The 15524-nt window shown below is 33.1% G+C and carries 12 protein-coding genes and 5 pseudogenes; 6 read left to right on the top strand and 11 right to left on the bottom strand.

The window, feature by feature from the left end; translation table 11 throughout:
* Both ACZ267_RS12490 and ACZ267_RS12495 read right to left on the bottom strand, forming a co-directional pair.
* Window positions 1–421 (bottom strand): KxYKxGKxW signal peptide domain-containing protein (locus tag ACZ267_RS12490; protein WP_463680329.1); only part of this gene is annotated, 421 nt, incomplete at its 3' end.
* Between the two features lie 474 nt (window positions 422–895).
* Window positions 896–1540 (bottom strand): annotated as a pseudogene (locus ACZ267_RS12495) (IS6 family transposase).
* 15 nt (window positions 1541–1555) lie between these two features.
* Here ACZ267_RS12495 and ACZ267_RS12500 point away from each other — a divergent pair.
* Window positions 1556–1888, top strand: coding sequence for a DDE-type integrase/transposase/recombinase (locus ACZ267_RS12500; RefSeq protein ID WP_081047979.1), 333 nt, complete (start codon window positions 1556–1558; stop codon window positions 1886–1888).
* A gap of 93 nt (window positions 1889–1981) precedes the next feature.
* Window positions 1982–2104: an IS3 family transposase gene (locus ACZ267_RS12505; protein WP_369012296.1), complete on the top strand. Its 123-nt coding sequence runs from the start codon at window positions 1982–1984 to the stop codon at window positions 2102–2104.
* Window positions 2105–2375: 271 nt separating this feature from the next.
* Here the strand turns inward: ACZ267_RS12505 and putP are convergent, their stop codons facing one another.
* Entirely contained in the window at window positions 2376–3914 is a 1539-nt protein-coding gene (gene putP / locus ACZ267_RS12510; protein WP_019236147.1) for a sodium/proline symporter PutP, read from the bottom strand.
* A 679-nt stretch (window positions 3915–4593) separates the two neighbouring features.
* Window positions 4594–4836 (bottom strand): annotated as a pseudogene (locus ACZ267_RS12515) (cassette chromosome recombinase CcrB); the annotation flags it as partial.
* 173 nt (window positions 4837–5009) lie between these two features.
* Between ACZ267_RS12515 and ACZ267_RS12520 the strand changes: the two are divergent.
* Window positions 5010–6026 carry a hemolysin family protein gene (locus ACZ267_RS12520; RefSeq protein WP_041786899.1) on the top strand — a complete coding sequence of 339 codons (1017 nt, stop codon included), beginning with the start codon at window positions 5010–5012 and terminating at the stop codon, window positions 6024–6026.
* 241 nt (window positions 6027–6267) lie between these two features.
* Complete coding sequence (locus tag ACZ267_RS12525; protein WP_399564367.1) at window positions 6268–6582, top strand: HAD family hydrolase; 315 nt, start codon at window positions 6268–6270, stop codon at window positions 6580–6582.
* A 253-nt stretch (window positions 6583–6835) separates the two neighbouring features.
* Here ACZ267_RS12525 and cstB read toward each other — a convergent pair whose 3' ends face one another.
* Window positions 6836–8164 (bottom strand): persulfide dioxygenase-sulfurtransferase CstB, encoded by a 1329-nt coding sequence (cstB, locus tag ACZ267_RS12530; RefSeq protein WP_015387316.1) that lies wholly within the window; start codon window positions 8162–8164, stop codon window positions 6836–6838.
* Between the two features lie 18 nt (window positions 8165–8182).
* Window positions 8183–9250, bottom strand: coding sequence for a DsrE/DsrF/DrsH-like family protein (locus tag ACZ267_RS12535; protein WP_015387315.1), 1068 nt, complete (start codon window positions 9248–9250; stop codon window positions 8183–8185).
* A 138-nt stretch (window positions 9251–9388) separates the two neighbouring features.
* On the opposite strand from ACZ267_RS12535, the gene cstR reads away from it, so the two are divergent.
* The gene (cstR, locus tag ACZ267_RS12540) at window positions 9389–9649 is read left to right on the top strand and encodes a persulfide-sensing transcriptional repressor CstR (RefSeq protein ID WP_000456194.1); all 261 of its coding nucleotides are present in this window, start codon (window positions 9389–9391) and stop codon (window positions 9647–9649) included.
* Window positions 9646–10404 carry a sulfite exporter TauE/SafE family protein gene (locus ACZ267_RS12545; RefSeq protein ID WP_002473148.1) on the top strand — a complete coding sequence of 253 codons (759 nt, stop codon included), beginning with the start codon at window positions 9646–9648 and terminating at the stop codon, window positions 10402–10404. The genes cstR and ACZ267_RS12545 overlap by 4 nt, the downstream gene beginning before the upstream one ends.
* Window positions 10405–10465: 61 nt before the next feature.
* Here ACZ267_RS12545 and arsC read toward each other — a convergent pair whose 3' ends face one another.
* The 5 genes and pseudogenes from arsC to ACZ267_RS12570 form a co-directional block, all read right to left on the bottom strand.
* Window positions 10466–10861, bottom strand: coding sequence for an arsenate reductase (thioredoxin) (gene arsC / locus ACZ267_RS12550; RefSeq protein WP_015387314.1), 396 nt, complete (start codon window positions 10859–10861; stop codon window positions 10466–10468).
* A gap of 18 nt (window positions 10862–10879) precedes the next feature.
* Window positions 10880–11320: pseudogene (locus tag ACZ267_RS12555) on the bottom strand (ArsB/NhaD family transporter); the annotation flags it as partial.
* A 59-nt stretch (window positions 11321–11379) separates the two neighbouring features.
* Entirely contained in the window at window positions 11380–12054 is a 675-nt protein-coding gene (locus tag ACZ267_RS12560; RefSeq protein ID WP_015387312.1) for an IS6 family transposase, read from the bottom strand.
* A 438-nt stretch (window positions 12055–12492) separates the two neighbouring features.
* Window positions 12493–12564: pseudogene (locus ACZ267_RS12565) on the bottom strand (hypothetical protein); the annotation flags it as partial.
* Window positions 12565–13176: 612 nt separating this feature from the next.
* Window positions 13177–15393: pseudogene (locus tag ACZ267_RS12570) on the bottom strand (SdrD B-like domain-containing protein); the annotation flags it as partial.
* Between the last annotated feature and the right edge of the window lie 131 nt (window positions 15394–15524).

A 15524-nucleotide genomic window follows, 5' to 3' on the forward strand; every position in this document is an offset into this window, starting at 1 on the left:
TTGCAGCACTGTCCTTGCTTTCTGTACTTGCAGCACTGTCCTTGCTTTCTGTACTTGCAGCACTATCTTTGCTTTCTTTAGTAGATGTTTGATCACCTACAGTAGTGCTATTGGAACTTATTTCAGATGTTACAGGCGTTTCTGATGCAGCAAATGCTTCATGATTATTTAACATGTTGAAAGTGAACGCTCCGCCTACTACAGCTGACGTTTTTAGAGCATTCTTCTTGAAGCTTGAATTTTGTGAATTCAAATCTTTTCCTACAGCTACTTTTTGTCCTGCAAAAGGTAGACCCATAACTTTCATAAGTTGAATTTCTCTAATTCCTGCTTTAACCCAATTTTTTCCTGATTTATACAATCTCACTCTTGCTTTTTCTTCTTTAAAATTTTCTTTAAACCGTTTGATTTTTTTTGTCATAATTTCCTCCATTAATTGAAAGTTTTAACTGTAATATTACCCATTTGACTGAAAATTTTTGTTTTTTAGTACCCTAATACTATCACTATCACTTTCTAAAAACAATTAAATTTAACTCAATATTTACATTAAAAAATTTTGTTTTTTTTATATAAAATTATTTTAACTACGTTTTTATTTTACTCACACTTCTTATCTAAAAATAATTAAATTTTTATTTTAATTAATTTTATTATTCTATATTAAAATATCATTCCTTTGATAAGAATAACTCCCATTTTCATGATGCTTATATAAAGTAAGAGTGTATCATTAACTTAAATTGTAATGACACACTCTCACTTTATAGTAAAATATTAATATTTATTATTTTCTAAAAATCTCTCTAAAACTTCATCAATAATAGCTTTTATAGGTTCTGTTGCAAAGTTAGAAAAATATAGCTAATTACCACTTTATCATGTCGTTGTTCCCTTAACTGGCTAACATATGTCTAATTTCGTGGAACGGTGAAAATCCGTAGATCTGAAGAGACCTACGGTTCTTTTTGTATAGAGCGTAAATACATTCAATCCCTTTGATTGTATTTTTTGCTGTATTGATACTTTGATATCTTGTTCAATGAGGTTATTGAGATATTTAGATGTACAATGACAGTTAGAGTTCAATTTAAACGCTTGAATTACTTTAGCCATGGCCATCTTCGTTGAAAGTGCTTGATTTGTAATCACTATTTGAGGTTTGCCAAACTGTTTAACGAGGCGTTTTATAAACGCATATGCTGAGTGATTATCTCACTTTTTGCGTAACCAAATATCTAGTTTATGACCATCTGCCTCAATCGCACGATATAAATAACACCATTTTCCTTTTATTTTGATGTATTTCTCATCAATACGCCACCTATAATACACTTTTTTTATGCTTTTTCTTCCAGATTTGATACAAAATCGGGGCATATTCTTGAACCCAACGGTAGGCTGTTGAGTGATGAACGTTCACACCACGTTCTCTTAGTATTTCAGATATATCACGATAACTTAATACATATCTTAGGTAGTAGCCAACGGCTACAGTAATAACATCCTTATCGAATTGTTTATATCTTAAATAATTCATACAGAAGGCTCCTTTTTGTTAAAATTATACTATAAAATCAACTTTGAAACAGAACCATATAAAGCCTATAAAGGTAAAATTGGAAAAGTTGCGAATAATTTAATCAAACGTCGATTTAAAACTGACCGACTTTATCAAAAAATAGTGCCCGACATTACAGAGTTCAAACTAAAAAATGATCAAAAATTATATTTATCAACGTTTATGGATGTATATAGTTCAGAAATCATTAGTTTTACTATGTCTGATGGATCTACCTTAGATATAGTCATGACACCACTTCAAGCGCTCATTAATCAAAAGCCTAAAATAAACTATCGTTCAACAATACATTCAGACCAAGGATGACATTATCAACACGATAAATATGTAAAATGCCTAAAAGATAACAATATTTTTCAAAGCATGTCCAGAAAAGGTAATTGTTTAGATAATGCATTAATGGAAAATTTCTTTGGATTACTAAAACAAGAAATGTTTTATGGCAATCGATTTCAACATTTTGACCAATGGAAACAATCCATTCATCAATATAATGAAAGAATTAAAAGGCTTGTCTCCTAAAAATCATAGAAGACAAACCTTTGAAATTATATACTTAACCAAAGTACAACTTTTGGGTTTCAGTACATAAAAACTCATTGTGGGATGTTTTTTAGCAATTTCAATATAAGCCTCGTGTAGTAGTAGATAGGTAATGCCAATTTGCTACCATATTAGATAAGTGTTATTGAAATTGATAAAAACTATATACTTCAATAAAATGAAATTTGTAAATAAAAAAATAAGAGATAGAACCACGATTTCTTGTTCTACCTCTTTAAATGATAAAATGTTATTTTTCTTTTACAAGTTTTTTAACTTCTTCTAATTCTTTTTCAACATCTCTATTCGGTTTTTTAGTTATAAGACTTACGATATAAGTCACAATTAAACTTGTTAAAAATCCAGGAATAATTTCATATAAATTAAAGAAGTCAATATATTCTCCTAATGGTTTCACAAAAACAATCCAAATAATGACTACAACTGATCCTGATATCATACCAAAAATAGCTCCTGTACGACTTAATCCCTTCCAATAGAGAGATAGTAATACCAGTGGACCAAATGCTGCACCAAATCCAGCCCATGCATTACCAACAAGATTAAGTATAGTATCATTTGGAGTCCATGCGATTATAATAGATATAATTGCTATAATAAGAACAGATAATCGACCTACTAATAAAAACTCTTTTTTATGTTTTTTTGCAGCTTCTTCGCCTCTAATTAATTTATAGAAATCCTCTGTAAGTGAACTAGAAGTAACAAGTAGTTGTGAGGAGATTGTGCTCATAATAGCTGCTAAAATTGCTGCAAGAAGGAAACCACCAACCAATGGATGGAATAAAATTTGGCCCATTAAAATAAAAAGTGTTTCTGGATCATTTAATTTAACTCCTCTATCTTGAACAAAAGCAATACCTATCAACCCTACACATACAGCACCTATTAAACTAATAGCCATCCAACTAATACCAAATCTTCTGGCAGTTTTTAATTGACTAACAGATTTGATTGACATGAATCGTACTATAATATGCGGTTGACCAAAGTAACCTAATCCCCAAGCAAAGAAAGAAATAATTCCCACAATAGTTGTCCCTTTAAATAAATCTAAATTAGTCGGTTTTAAATTTGCTGCTTGAGAAAAAGCATCAATCCCTCCGAGCTGCATCATGGCTACAATAGGTACCATAACCATCGCAATTAACATAACTACACCTTGAAAGAAGTCAGTTAATGATACTGCTAAATACCCCCCAAAGAATGTATAAGCAATAACAATCACCGAAACTACAATAAGACCAGTATGATAATCTAGACCAAACGCACTATTAAATAATTTACCACCTGAAACCATACCCGAGTGAGTATATAGTGTAAAGAATACAACAATAATACCACCAGAGATAATTTTAATAATATTAGAATTATCATTAAGGCGATGTGTAAAATAGTTAGGTAATGTGATTGAGTCATTCGCTTTTTCAGTGTACACACGAAGTCTTGGTGCTACAAGTATGTAGTTAACATAAGCTCCGATAGTTAACCCAATAGCTAACCAAGCTGCTGATAAACCTGTTGTATAAACCTCTCCAGGTAACCCCATAATCATCCAACCACTCATATCTGAAGCTCCAGCAGATAATGCAGTAACGTAAGGTCCTATATTTCTTCCACCAAGCATATATTCTCTTAAATCTCCGGTTGCCTGCTTATAACCATAATATCCAATAACAAGTAAAATTAGAAAATATACTGCAAGCATGATATATGTCCGCCAGTCAAGATTCACTTGGCTTGATAAAGATGTAGCTAAAACAAACATATTAAATAACTCCCTTATATTTATTTTTGTTACATACAATAATTATACAAAAAACAAGAGTTATTTAAAGGGTAAATTTAAATTTTTGGTATTTAATGAATCTTATTAATTGTAAATACTATATTTATGTAGCAGTGACTATATTTTTAATATTAATTTTTAGTATATAATATTCATTGATTTTGTATATAACGATAATAAAAATAAATATACTATATTTGAGTAACATATAAATCGATATATTTGATTTGTCATTTATTAAGAATCCCGTTGACAATATGAGAAAATTCTATATAAAAACTCGTGATAAACGTTGGTGTAACAAGGAAATCCCGGAATCCCACCCATTTTGACGAACAATCAACTCATTATTTATAAGTATTGATGATAGGATTGGGTCTCTGCTTCCTTATATATATTATTTATTTATAAAGAATAACGGGATTTTGGGATTGTGCTTGTACAATCCTTCTGCTTCTTCGAATTTGCAAATCCCATTCCTTTCCCGGTAAAAAATTATCGTGGGATGTTCTTTAGCAATTTCAATATAAGCTTCGTGTAGTTATGAAAATAATTACGACAATGGCTGTTTCATTAGATAAGTGTTATTGAAATTGATAAAGAGAATTCTAAAATTGGTTAGATAAAATAAATGAAAGAATAACAGAATAGTCATTGTTTATTCAATAGTTATATATATAGTTTGCGGCAAAAATAAAGACGAAGTGCTGAGGAGCACTTCGTCGAGTGGATGGTTATTAAATAGTTGTTTATTAAAAGCGTTATCCAATTTGAGGATGATGTAAAATTAATTTTTATGATATTCATCTATCCTTATATCAATACGATTGATAATCGTTAGATACAGTGATTTCAATTGCTATTTCTCTAATTCTTCAATATCTTTGAACATTGTCTGTAACACATTAGCAGTCATATCAGTATTATAATGTGGGAATTCAGCTTGTTTGTCTTGTTCTAGTAGATAGTACTATTTATATTAGTATTTAAAATTTAAATATTTTGATTATATAAAAAACGTTGATACAATTCATATAATAGTAAGTCTATATTTTTTATTTTGGAAGAACATATTTGGGGACCCTATTTAGTCTGATTACTTTTATATTATTATTAGTCCTAACGGCATTTTTCGTAGCGACAGAGTTTGCTATCGTGAAAGTCAGAGAAACAAGAATTGCACAATTGTTTAATGCAGGAGAGAAGAAAGCAATCTCTGCTAAAAAAGTTGTCGATCATCTTGACGAATACTTAGCTGCCTGTCAATTAGGTATTACCATTACCGCTTTAGGTATTGGTATGGTCGGGGAATCCACATTTGAATTTATTCTAAACCCACTATTCAGTAGTATAGGTATTCCTGAAGCATGGATACATCCATTTACTATTGGTGGTGCGTTTGTTATCGCGACATTTTTACATGTAGTTGTAGGTGAGATGGCGCCTAAGACCATTGCGATTCAAAAAGCTGAGTATATTACATTACTCTTTGCGAAGCCAATCATCTTTTTCTATAAAATAATGTATCCATTTATTTGGCTATTAAATGGTGCAGCACGATTAATCTTGAAAATGTTCAACATGAAACCAGCTAAAGAGAGTGAGGTATTCCACTCTGAAGAAGAATTGAAACAATTAATTCAAGATAGCCATGAAGGTGGCGAAATTAATGACAGTGAGTTACACCATATTAATCAAGCATTTAAATTCGATAATTTAGTCGCAAAAGATATTATGATCGATCCAGAACATGTCAAAACACTCAATTTAAATACGCGTTTTGATGATGCGATTCAACAAATTAAAGTAGATGCATTTACAAGATATCCAGCTATTAAAGATGATCAAATTGTTGGTTTTATCCATTCCAAATCATTATTTAATGTGGATCAGCCATCTAAGTTAGCGACATTTGTTAATCCAATTATCAACGTTAAACTGAATACGCCATTGAAGCACATTTTGGAAATAATGAAAAAGAAAAAAGTTCATATTGCTGCAGTTTATGATAATGCTGATTTCAAAGGTATCATTACTTTAGAAAATATTCTTGAAGAAATCGTTGGCGATATTGAAGATGAATATAATTAATACAACTGTTTATACTGACCCTATCATTGAGATTTGAAAGTTTGAATGATAGGGCATTTTTTATTTACCGACTTTAAACTTTGACATCCGACTCAATTTGTAACTATAACGATTACATGAAATGAGAAGATTGAAAATTAGTAATCGTTTTACTGTAGTTGGCGAACAAGTATCATTGATTAAACGAATCATTTAAGACTAGACGATTCATTGTTATGGACATATTCATTATGACTATCGTATTGAATATTTACGTAAACATAGTCAAGCTGCTATCGAAGCAGTAGCTAAAGACGTTGATAAAGGAAAAATGATTCGTTTTTTACAAAATTTATTAAATATAAGTAGTGAACAAACGATTGTATTAAGTGATGGTTTAAATGATGTTCCTTTATTTGAGCATGCACGATACAAAGTTGCTATGGACAACGCTTATCCAGAACTTAAAAGTAAAGCAAATTTAATTTCAATTAATAATGATAGAGATGGCGTAATAGAAACATTGAATATATTACTTATAAATGACGATAATCATAGTGAATGCAACAATATGTAATTAACTTTTATACGATAAACCGCATCATAAAGGAATTTTGAACGTATCAGAACATATGAGGTTTATAAGAATTGCTGTTATGTTTTTTGAACACATCAATAAACAAAAAAGGTATGCACTATGTAAAATATTTATTAAATGATATAAAGCGAGGATACATAAATGATTTTTAAATAGATATGTATCCAATAATATAAAAAGGGACTATAAGCTATATCTAACTACTTATAGTCCTTCTTCATTAGTATAAATATTAAGAAAGGTGTATATCTTTGTAACCTTCATTTACATTAATAATGTTGTGATAACCTTTATGTTCTAAAATACCAATAGCTATCGAACTTCTAATGCCAGACTGACAGTGTACATAAATAACATCGTTTTTATTGAAAGGTAAATCTGTTTCTAAAAGTTTGCTGTGTGGTACATGAACCGCTTGAGATAAGTGGCCATTATTCCATTCATTATCATTACGTACATCTAATATATGTGATTCGTTACCTGTAATGTCTTCACTATGAATGGAACGTGTTTGAATCTTAGATTGAGGTAATTGATATCCAGCAACATCATCGTATCCAATGAGTTGTAAGGTGTGTGTTGCTTTTGAAATAAGGTGATAGTCTCCAATCAAGTTAATTTCTTGATCATAGTTTAGATACCAGCCAATTTGATTGATGAAATTTTTATCATATGGAATATTGATTGTACCTTCAATATGTCCACCATGATAAGCCTCCTTACTGCGGAGATCAAAAGTTAATCTGTTTGTATTTGTAGTTGGATAAACCGTATAAGGTTGATATAAATTCATACCGAATTGATTAATTTTTTTCATTTGTGCAAAATGATGTGGTGGTGCAGGTTGATCAGAAATGAGTTTATCGATAAAGGTAGCTTCGTTATTTTCAAAAAAAGCCCAGTTCGTTTGTTTTTCATAGCCAAGCGTAGATGTTGGAATAGCACCTAAAGATTTACCACAAGGACTACCAGCGCCATGGCCAGGCCAAATTTGAATGTAGTCTGGCAAGTCTTTAATACTTTTAATCGATTTAAACATTTGTTTAGCGCCTATTTCAGATGATCCTTCTACTTTAACCGCTTTTTCTAGTAAATCAGGTCTACCGATATCTCCTACAAAAATAAAATCACCACTGAATAGTCCCATTGAAACTTGTGCTCCAGCACCTTCGTCAGTAAGTAAAAAACTTATACTTTCTGGCGTGTGACCAGGTGTATGAAGCACTTTTAATTTTATATTTCCTACATAAATATCGTCATTATGTTGAACAAAATGAGTGTGGTTAGGCATATTTTTATAACCTAATGTGTCATCACTTTCACCTGATACATAGATATTAGCATTTAACTTTATAGCAACATCTCTAATTCCTGAAGCAAAATCTGCATGTATATGTGTTTCAGCTGCATGAGTAATGGTTAAACCTTCTTCATCAGCAACTCGAATATATGAAGATAAGTCACGAATAGGATCAATAATCATGGCTTCTCCAGTTTTTTGACAACCGATTAAATAAGATGCTTGAGATAAATGTTTATCATAAAATTGTTTAAAAAACATAATATCATTCCTTTCTAATTATATAAATAAATTGTGATTAGCTTGTTCTGTATATCCAATATATGCACCTACGCCACCGTATTCTACATCATCGCGTAATTCTTCTTTTGTAATGCCCATCACATCCATACTCATTGTACAAGCGATAAGTTTAACACCTTGCTCAACTGCTTGATCAATAAGAGAAGGTAAAGTATCGACATTTTTCTTTTTCATGACATAACGCATCATTAGATTGCCTAAACCAAACATATTCATTTTAGAAATAGGCATGTTAATTGGTGAATTTGGAAGCATGAAGTCAAAAAGTTTTGCAATACCTTTTTTCTTAATACGTTGACTTTGAATTTTTTTAAGTGCATTTAAGCCCCAAAATGTGCAAAAAATGGTTACATCTCTCCCTGCGGCTTTAGCACCATTAGCAATAATCATTGCTGCAACTGCTTTATCTAGCTCGCCGCTAAATAAAACAATCGTTGTTCCACTTTTCGTGTGTGTCACTTCTATATTTTTATTTTCTTCTTTTTGAATAATAGCGCGAATTTCATTACCAGAATCATTGAGTCTAACAAGTGTATGTCCAGTTTGTTTGACCCAACTTTTAATATCATTTAAAAATCCGTGATCAGTCACAACAACTTCTATTTGATCACCAATAGCGATGTTTTTGATTTCTTTACTAATATTAACAATAGGTCCTGGACATTGTAGATTACTATAATTGAACATCTTACGATTATCTTTAATTTCTCTATCTTCTTTTACTTTAGATAAATTATCATTATGATGTTGTTGTTCGTATGCGGTATAACCTCCGTCTAAATTCACCACATCGTATCCACGTTGTGCAAGAAATTGACTGGCTTTTCTACTTCTATTACCACTTTTACAATAGATATAGTAAGTTTTATTTTTGCTTTGTTTAAAAGTCTCTATATTTTCAACTGAATGTAATAAAGCATTTTTAATGTGTCCTAATTCAAATTCTTCAGGCTGTCGAACGTCAATTAATTGACCCTTAGAACCCAATTCTTGTAATTCTTTTTTAGTGAAATCATTAATGTGTTTCGTTTTATATTGTGACATAATTACCTCCTTTTAAATACCTATGGGGGTATATTATAACGAATTAGATAGTTTGTCAAATACCTACGGGGGTATTTGACAAACTAAAATTTAATCAATATGATGTAATTATTAAAAATGAATGTGGAGTGAAATATATTGGAATATAATAAAAAGATGATTAATCGTATTCATCGCATACAAGGACAGCTTAATGGAGTCATTAAAATGATGGAGGAAGAAAAAAATTGTAAAGACGTCATTAGTCAATTAAGTGCCTCTAAAAGTTCTATTCAACGGTTAATGGGTATTATCATTAGTGAAAACTTAGTAGAATGCGTCAAAATGTCTGAAGAAAATAGTGAAGATTCTCAGGCACTAATTAATGAAGCAGTTGAATTATTGATAAAAAGTAAATGATAAGTATAACAACAATTATAGTAATGTTAGTTATTGGTATCTTAGGAGGATTTATTTCTGGATTAGTCGGTATAGGGGGAGCCATTGTTATTTACCCAGCTCTCTTATTATTACCACCATTATTTGGTTTACCTACTTATAGTGCTTATATTGCTTCAGGATTAACTTCAAGTCAGGTTTTTTTTAGTACATTGAGTGGATCTTTAAACGCATATAAAAATAAAAATTTTTCTAGAACGCTTATACTTAATATGGGAAGTGGAATGGTAATAGGTAGTATGCTAGGTGCAATCTTAGCGAATTTAATAAATGTTCAGTTTGTTAATACGGTTTATATTATTATTGCATTACTAGCTCTTATTCTAATGTTTATAAAAGTTACACCATCTACTAGTCATATTAAGTTTAATCGTCTACTTTTAATTACAATAGGTGGTATCATCGGTTTGGTATCTGGTATTGTAGGAGCTGGTGGCGCATTTATTATTATTCCAGTACTACTTGTTATATTTAAATTACCAATGAACATGGTGGTTACAAATAGTATTGTAATTGCATTCATTTCTTCTATTGGAGCATTTATGATTAAATTATTACAGGGGTATATTCCTATCAATAGTGCAATACCGTTAATTTTAGGTAGTATACTATTTACGCCTCTAGGTATGAAAATGGGTCAGAAAATACCTGACTATATTCAAAAAACGATAATATGTATTTTAATCGTCGTTGCAATTATTAAGTTGATATTTTGAAGTTATTTTATAATAAAAAGTCTATTAAAAAGCGTCTCAATGATATTGAGACGCTTAAAATTTATCTAGCCTTAAATGAGTCAATGGCTGCTTTGATTTCATCTCTAACACGTTGGAATTCTGACCAAGGTTTGCCAGCAGGATCGTCAAATCCCCAATGTTCCTTCTTTACATTAGGCGGCAATACAGGACAGTTTTGATCAGCATCGCTACATAGAGTTACTACTAAATCAGATTGGTTTAGTATATTTTTGTCAATTAAATTAGAAGCATGATTTGATATATCAATTCCAACTTCTTTCATAGCTTCTATTGCTTTTGGATTTACACCGTGTGCCTCAATACCGCCAGAATATACTTGCCATTCATCTCCTAAGATTTTTTTACCCCAGCCTTCAGCCATTTGGCTACGGCATGAATTACCTGTACATATAAAATAAATTGTTTTTTTATCCATAAATAGTTTCCTCTTTTTTTAGAAAATAATAAGTGTTAGATATAACCCTAACAGTGTGATAAATAATACCGGAATCGTTATAATAATACCGATTTTAAAGTATTGTCCCCAAGAAATTTTGACACCTTTTTGAGTAAGCACATGTAACCAGAGAAGTGTTGCTAACGAACCAATTGGTGTTATTTTAGGTCCTAAATCAGATCCGATAACATTCGCATAAATCATGCCTTCCTTGAGTATGCTTGTTGTTTGAGATTGACCAATCGCTATTGCATCTATTAAAACAGTTGGCATGTTGTTCATAATGGATGAAAGGAATGCAGCTATAAAGCCCATGCCCATGATACTACTAAATAAGCCGTAATTTGAAATATTTGTTAGTACATCACCAAGAAGCGTTGTGATGCCCACATTTTTTAGACCAAATACCACAAGATACATACCAATAGAGAATAAAAGGTTCTGTTGCAAAGTTAGAAAAATATAGCTAATCACCATTTTATTGTGTCAGTCTTCGCTTAACTGACTAACATGTAACTAATTTCGTGGCAAGGAGAAAATCCGTAGATCTGAAGAGACATACGGTTCCTTTTATATAATCCATAAATACATTCAATGCCTTTGAGCGTGTTCTTTGCCGTATTAATACTTCGATAGCTTGTCTTCTTCATCTTAATATGACGATGATCTTGTTCAATGAGGTTATTAAGATACTTAGATGTACAATGACAATTAGATTTGAGTTTAAAATCTTTCCTCAACTTAGACATGGCCACCTTCATTGAAGGTGCTTGATCTGTAATAATTGTTTGAGGTTTACCAAACTGTTTAATAAGTCTTTTAATAAACGCATATGCTGATTGATTATCTCGTTTCTTACGTAACCAAATATCTAATGTATGACCATCTGCATCAATGGCACGATACAAATAACACCATTTTCCTTTGATTTTGATATATGTCTCATCAATGCGCCACTTATAATACGCTTTGTTATTCTTTTTCTTCCAAATTTGATACAAAATAGGAGCATATTCTTGAACCCATCGATAGATCGTTGAGTGATGAACGTTCACGCCACGCTCTCTTAATATTTCAGATATATCACGATAACTTAATGCATATCTTAAGTAGTAGCCAACGGCTACAGTAATAACATCCTTATCAAATTGTTTATATCTGAAATAGTTCATACAAAAGACTCCTTTTTGTTAAAATTATACTATAAAATTAAATATGCAACAGAACCAATTAAAAACACCCGTATGGACGGGTGTTTTTTAATTATAACTATTTTTTTATAAAGTCTAAAAGCATACCGATAAGTCAATCAACTTAACTACTTTTTCTAAATTTTGTTTTCTTCTTTAAAAAATTAAACTCTCCCTTTTTAAAATTAATAACCCAATATTTTTGTGATTGATTATAAATATAATTCTTTCCATTTTCACTATTGCTATCGCTAACCTTATAAATGTCTCTACAAATGGTCACTTCATCTTCAAATTTATATTCTAATTCAATTTTTTTATTAAATATCATTTAAAGTATGATTTTCCCTATATTATCAAAAAAGGCCAGGACCATAATGGCCTGGCCTTAACTATTTCAAATATTTTAAAATAGATAAATTATTGCTCTTTATTATCATTTTTACGACGTTTACCTAACAATAGCGCTCCAAGTGCTGCAAATAATGAACCAAATAACGTACCGTTGTGTGAATTATTACCAGTATCAGGTAGCTTTTCATTATCAGCGTCTGCATCGGCGTCTGCATCGGCATCAGCATCAGCGTCAGCGTCTGCATCGGCGTCGGCGTCGGCATCTGCGTCTGCATCGGCGTCGGCATCTGCGTCTGCGTCTGCGTCGGCATCAGCGTCAGCGTCGGCATCTGCGTCTGCATCTGCGTCAGCGTCTGCATCGGCGTCTGCATCGGCATCGGCATCAGCATCAGCGTCGGCATCTGCGTCAGCGTCTGCATCGGCGTCTGCATCGGCATCGGCATCAGCATCTGCGTCGGCATCTGCATCGGCGTCAGCGTCAGCGTCAGCGTCGGCGTCTGCATCGGCGTCAGCATCTGCGTCTGCATCGGCATCAGCGTCGGCATCAGCGTCGGCATCTGCGTCTGCATCTGCGTCTGCATCTGCGTCTGCATCTGCATCGGCATCGGCATCGGCGTCGGCATCTGCGTCAGCGTCAGCGTCGGCGTCTGCATCTGCGTCTGCGTCTGCATCGGCGTCTGCGTCTGCATCTGCGTCTGCATCTGCGTCGGCATCAGCGTCTGCATCAGCGTCGGCGTCGGCATCTGCGTCTGCATCGGCATCTGCGTCTGCATCTGCGTCAGCGTCGGCGTCGGCATCGGCATCAGCATCAGCGTCGGCATCTGCATCGGCGTCAGCGTCGGCGTCGGCATCTGCGTCTGCATCTGCGTCAGCGTCGGCGTCGGCATCGGCATCAGCATCTGCGTCTGCATCTGCGTCAGCGTCGGCATCTGCGTCAGCGTCGGCATCGGCATCAGCGTCGGCATCGGCGTCGGCGTCGGCATCGGCGTCGGCATCGGCGTCGGCATCTGCGTCAGCGTCTGCATCAGCGTCGGCATCGGCATCAGCATCAGCGTCGGCATCAGCGTCAGCGTCTGTATCGTCTTCAAAGTAACCGTTATCTATACTAAAGTCATCATGATCTGTAATAGTTACATCTACTTCTTCACCATCAGCATCTTTATCCGAATTAGTAGAATTAGTAGAAGTTTGTGTTAAGCCTTCCGGTTTTTCAAATACTACTTTATAATCTCCACTATCCAAATTATCAAAACGGTACTTACCTTTTTCATCAGTTTGTGTAGTTTGTAAAGTTTTGCCCTCTTTATCTTTTAACGTTACTGTTACTCCCGAAATACCGTTTTCTTCTTCACCTTGTACACCATCTTTATTGCTATCTAACCATACATAGTCACCTATACTATATTTTGGCGTTTTGTAGAAACCACTGTCTAATGTCATATCATCTGATCCATTAATAGTTACTGAAACATTATTACCATTAGAATCCAATTCACCATTATTTCCAGCATTGACTTTAGTTGGTTCATAGCCGTCAGGGGTTTCAAATGAAACTTGATATGTCTCACCATCATATAAATTATCAAATTCGTAATGGCCATTTTCGTCTGTTCTCACTGATTTCGAAGTGCCATCTGGGTAAGTTAATGTTACTAGCACATTACTGATTGGTTTTTCTTTTTCATCTGTACCTTGAATACCATCTTTGTCAACATCTTCCCAGACGTAATCACCTATTTTATATGTTTTTTCAGGGGCCTCTTCTCCAATACCTCCACCTTGGTCATTAGTACTAATAATACTATTCGTATAACCAGCATAAGATAGAATACCATTATTAGATGTTGTCATTCTAACACCTTGTTGTATTGCTAAACTATCCTCTGCTCCCGGTGTATATTTACTTTCCACCTTGATGATATAAGGTGAATTTATGTTCCCAAAATCAACCATAGCTTGATTATTAGAATAATTTTTATCAATATTCACTTGATTTGTTACATCTTCATATTGGCTATAATCATAAATTCTATTATTTTGTGGTAATCTTTGTCCTGGTTTAGCCTTATATACTTTAATATCAGTGTTATTGTCTATAATAGTGCTACCTTCACCATTGAAAAATCCACCATCATCATACACGCCCGCGCCTCTAATTAAAACTTTAGCATTTTGAGCATTTAAACTAAGTGGATTCACGTAAACTGTTTGTTCTACAGTGTTATTGTCTAAATTTAAATGGCTGAAAATAGATTGAATATTCGACGCACGTTCAACAATAGGTCGTTGATAACTAACATTAAACGTTTTACTTATTGGTTCATTTGCTGTTGCAAACGTTAAATCTACTGTTTCTTCATTTGGTACTTCTTTTTTATCAATAAAAGAATTCATAATTAATTTTGCATTTACATTTTCATATTTATCAACGTAATCTGTAAAAGTATAAGTGGATGTTTTATTAGTATCATCAAATGACCCTCTTGCAATAACTTCTCCCGATGGGTCCATAATATCAACTGGTATATGATCATCTGTTAAATCAGACGGAGCAGTTCGAGGATCATATTTTACAGTCATGGTATCTCCAGATGTTACATCATTATCGATTTTAAAATCAGTAGTATAAGTGATGCTTTCACCATCATGAGCACTGATTATACCATCTTCTCTCCCACCTTCAGTAATTGACTGATTAGTTACTGTAATTAAATCATTAACATTTTTACCCTGCTTTTGTGCTTGATCTTCATTTAATGCAACCCTAGAACGAGGTTCAATAGAACGTGGTGCTGTTGCTTCTGCAGGTGTTGCATAAGCAATATCTTTATCTTGGTCATTAGATGATTCGTCATCGCTATTTTCTAAAGTTGAGTTTTCTAAAAAATCAGAATTAACTCCAACATAATCAGGTGCTTCACTTGTTGAATCGTCATTTGTTGCTTCTTCTTTTGCTGGTGTTTCTTGTGATGCTTCACTTGTTGAATCGTCATTTGTTGCTTCTTCTTTTGCTGGTGTTTCTTGTGGTGCTTCACTTGTTGAATCGTCATTTGTTGCTTCTTCTTTTGCTGGTGTTTTTTGTGGTGCTTCACTTGTTG

The sequence above is a fragment of the Staphylococcus sp. AC872 genome, from assembly GCF_979255425.1.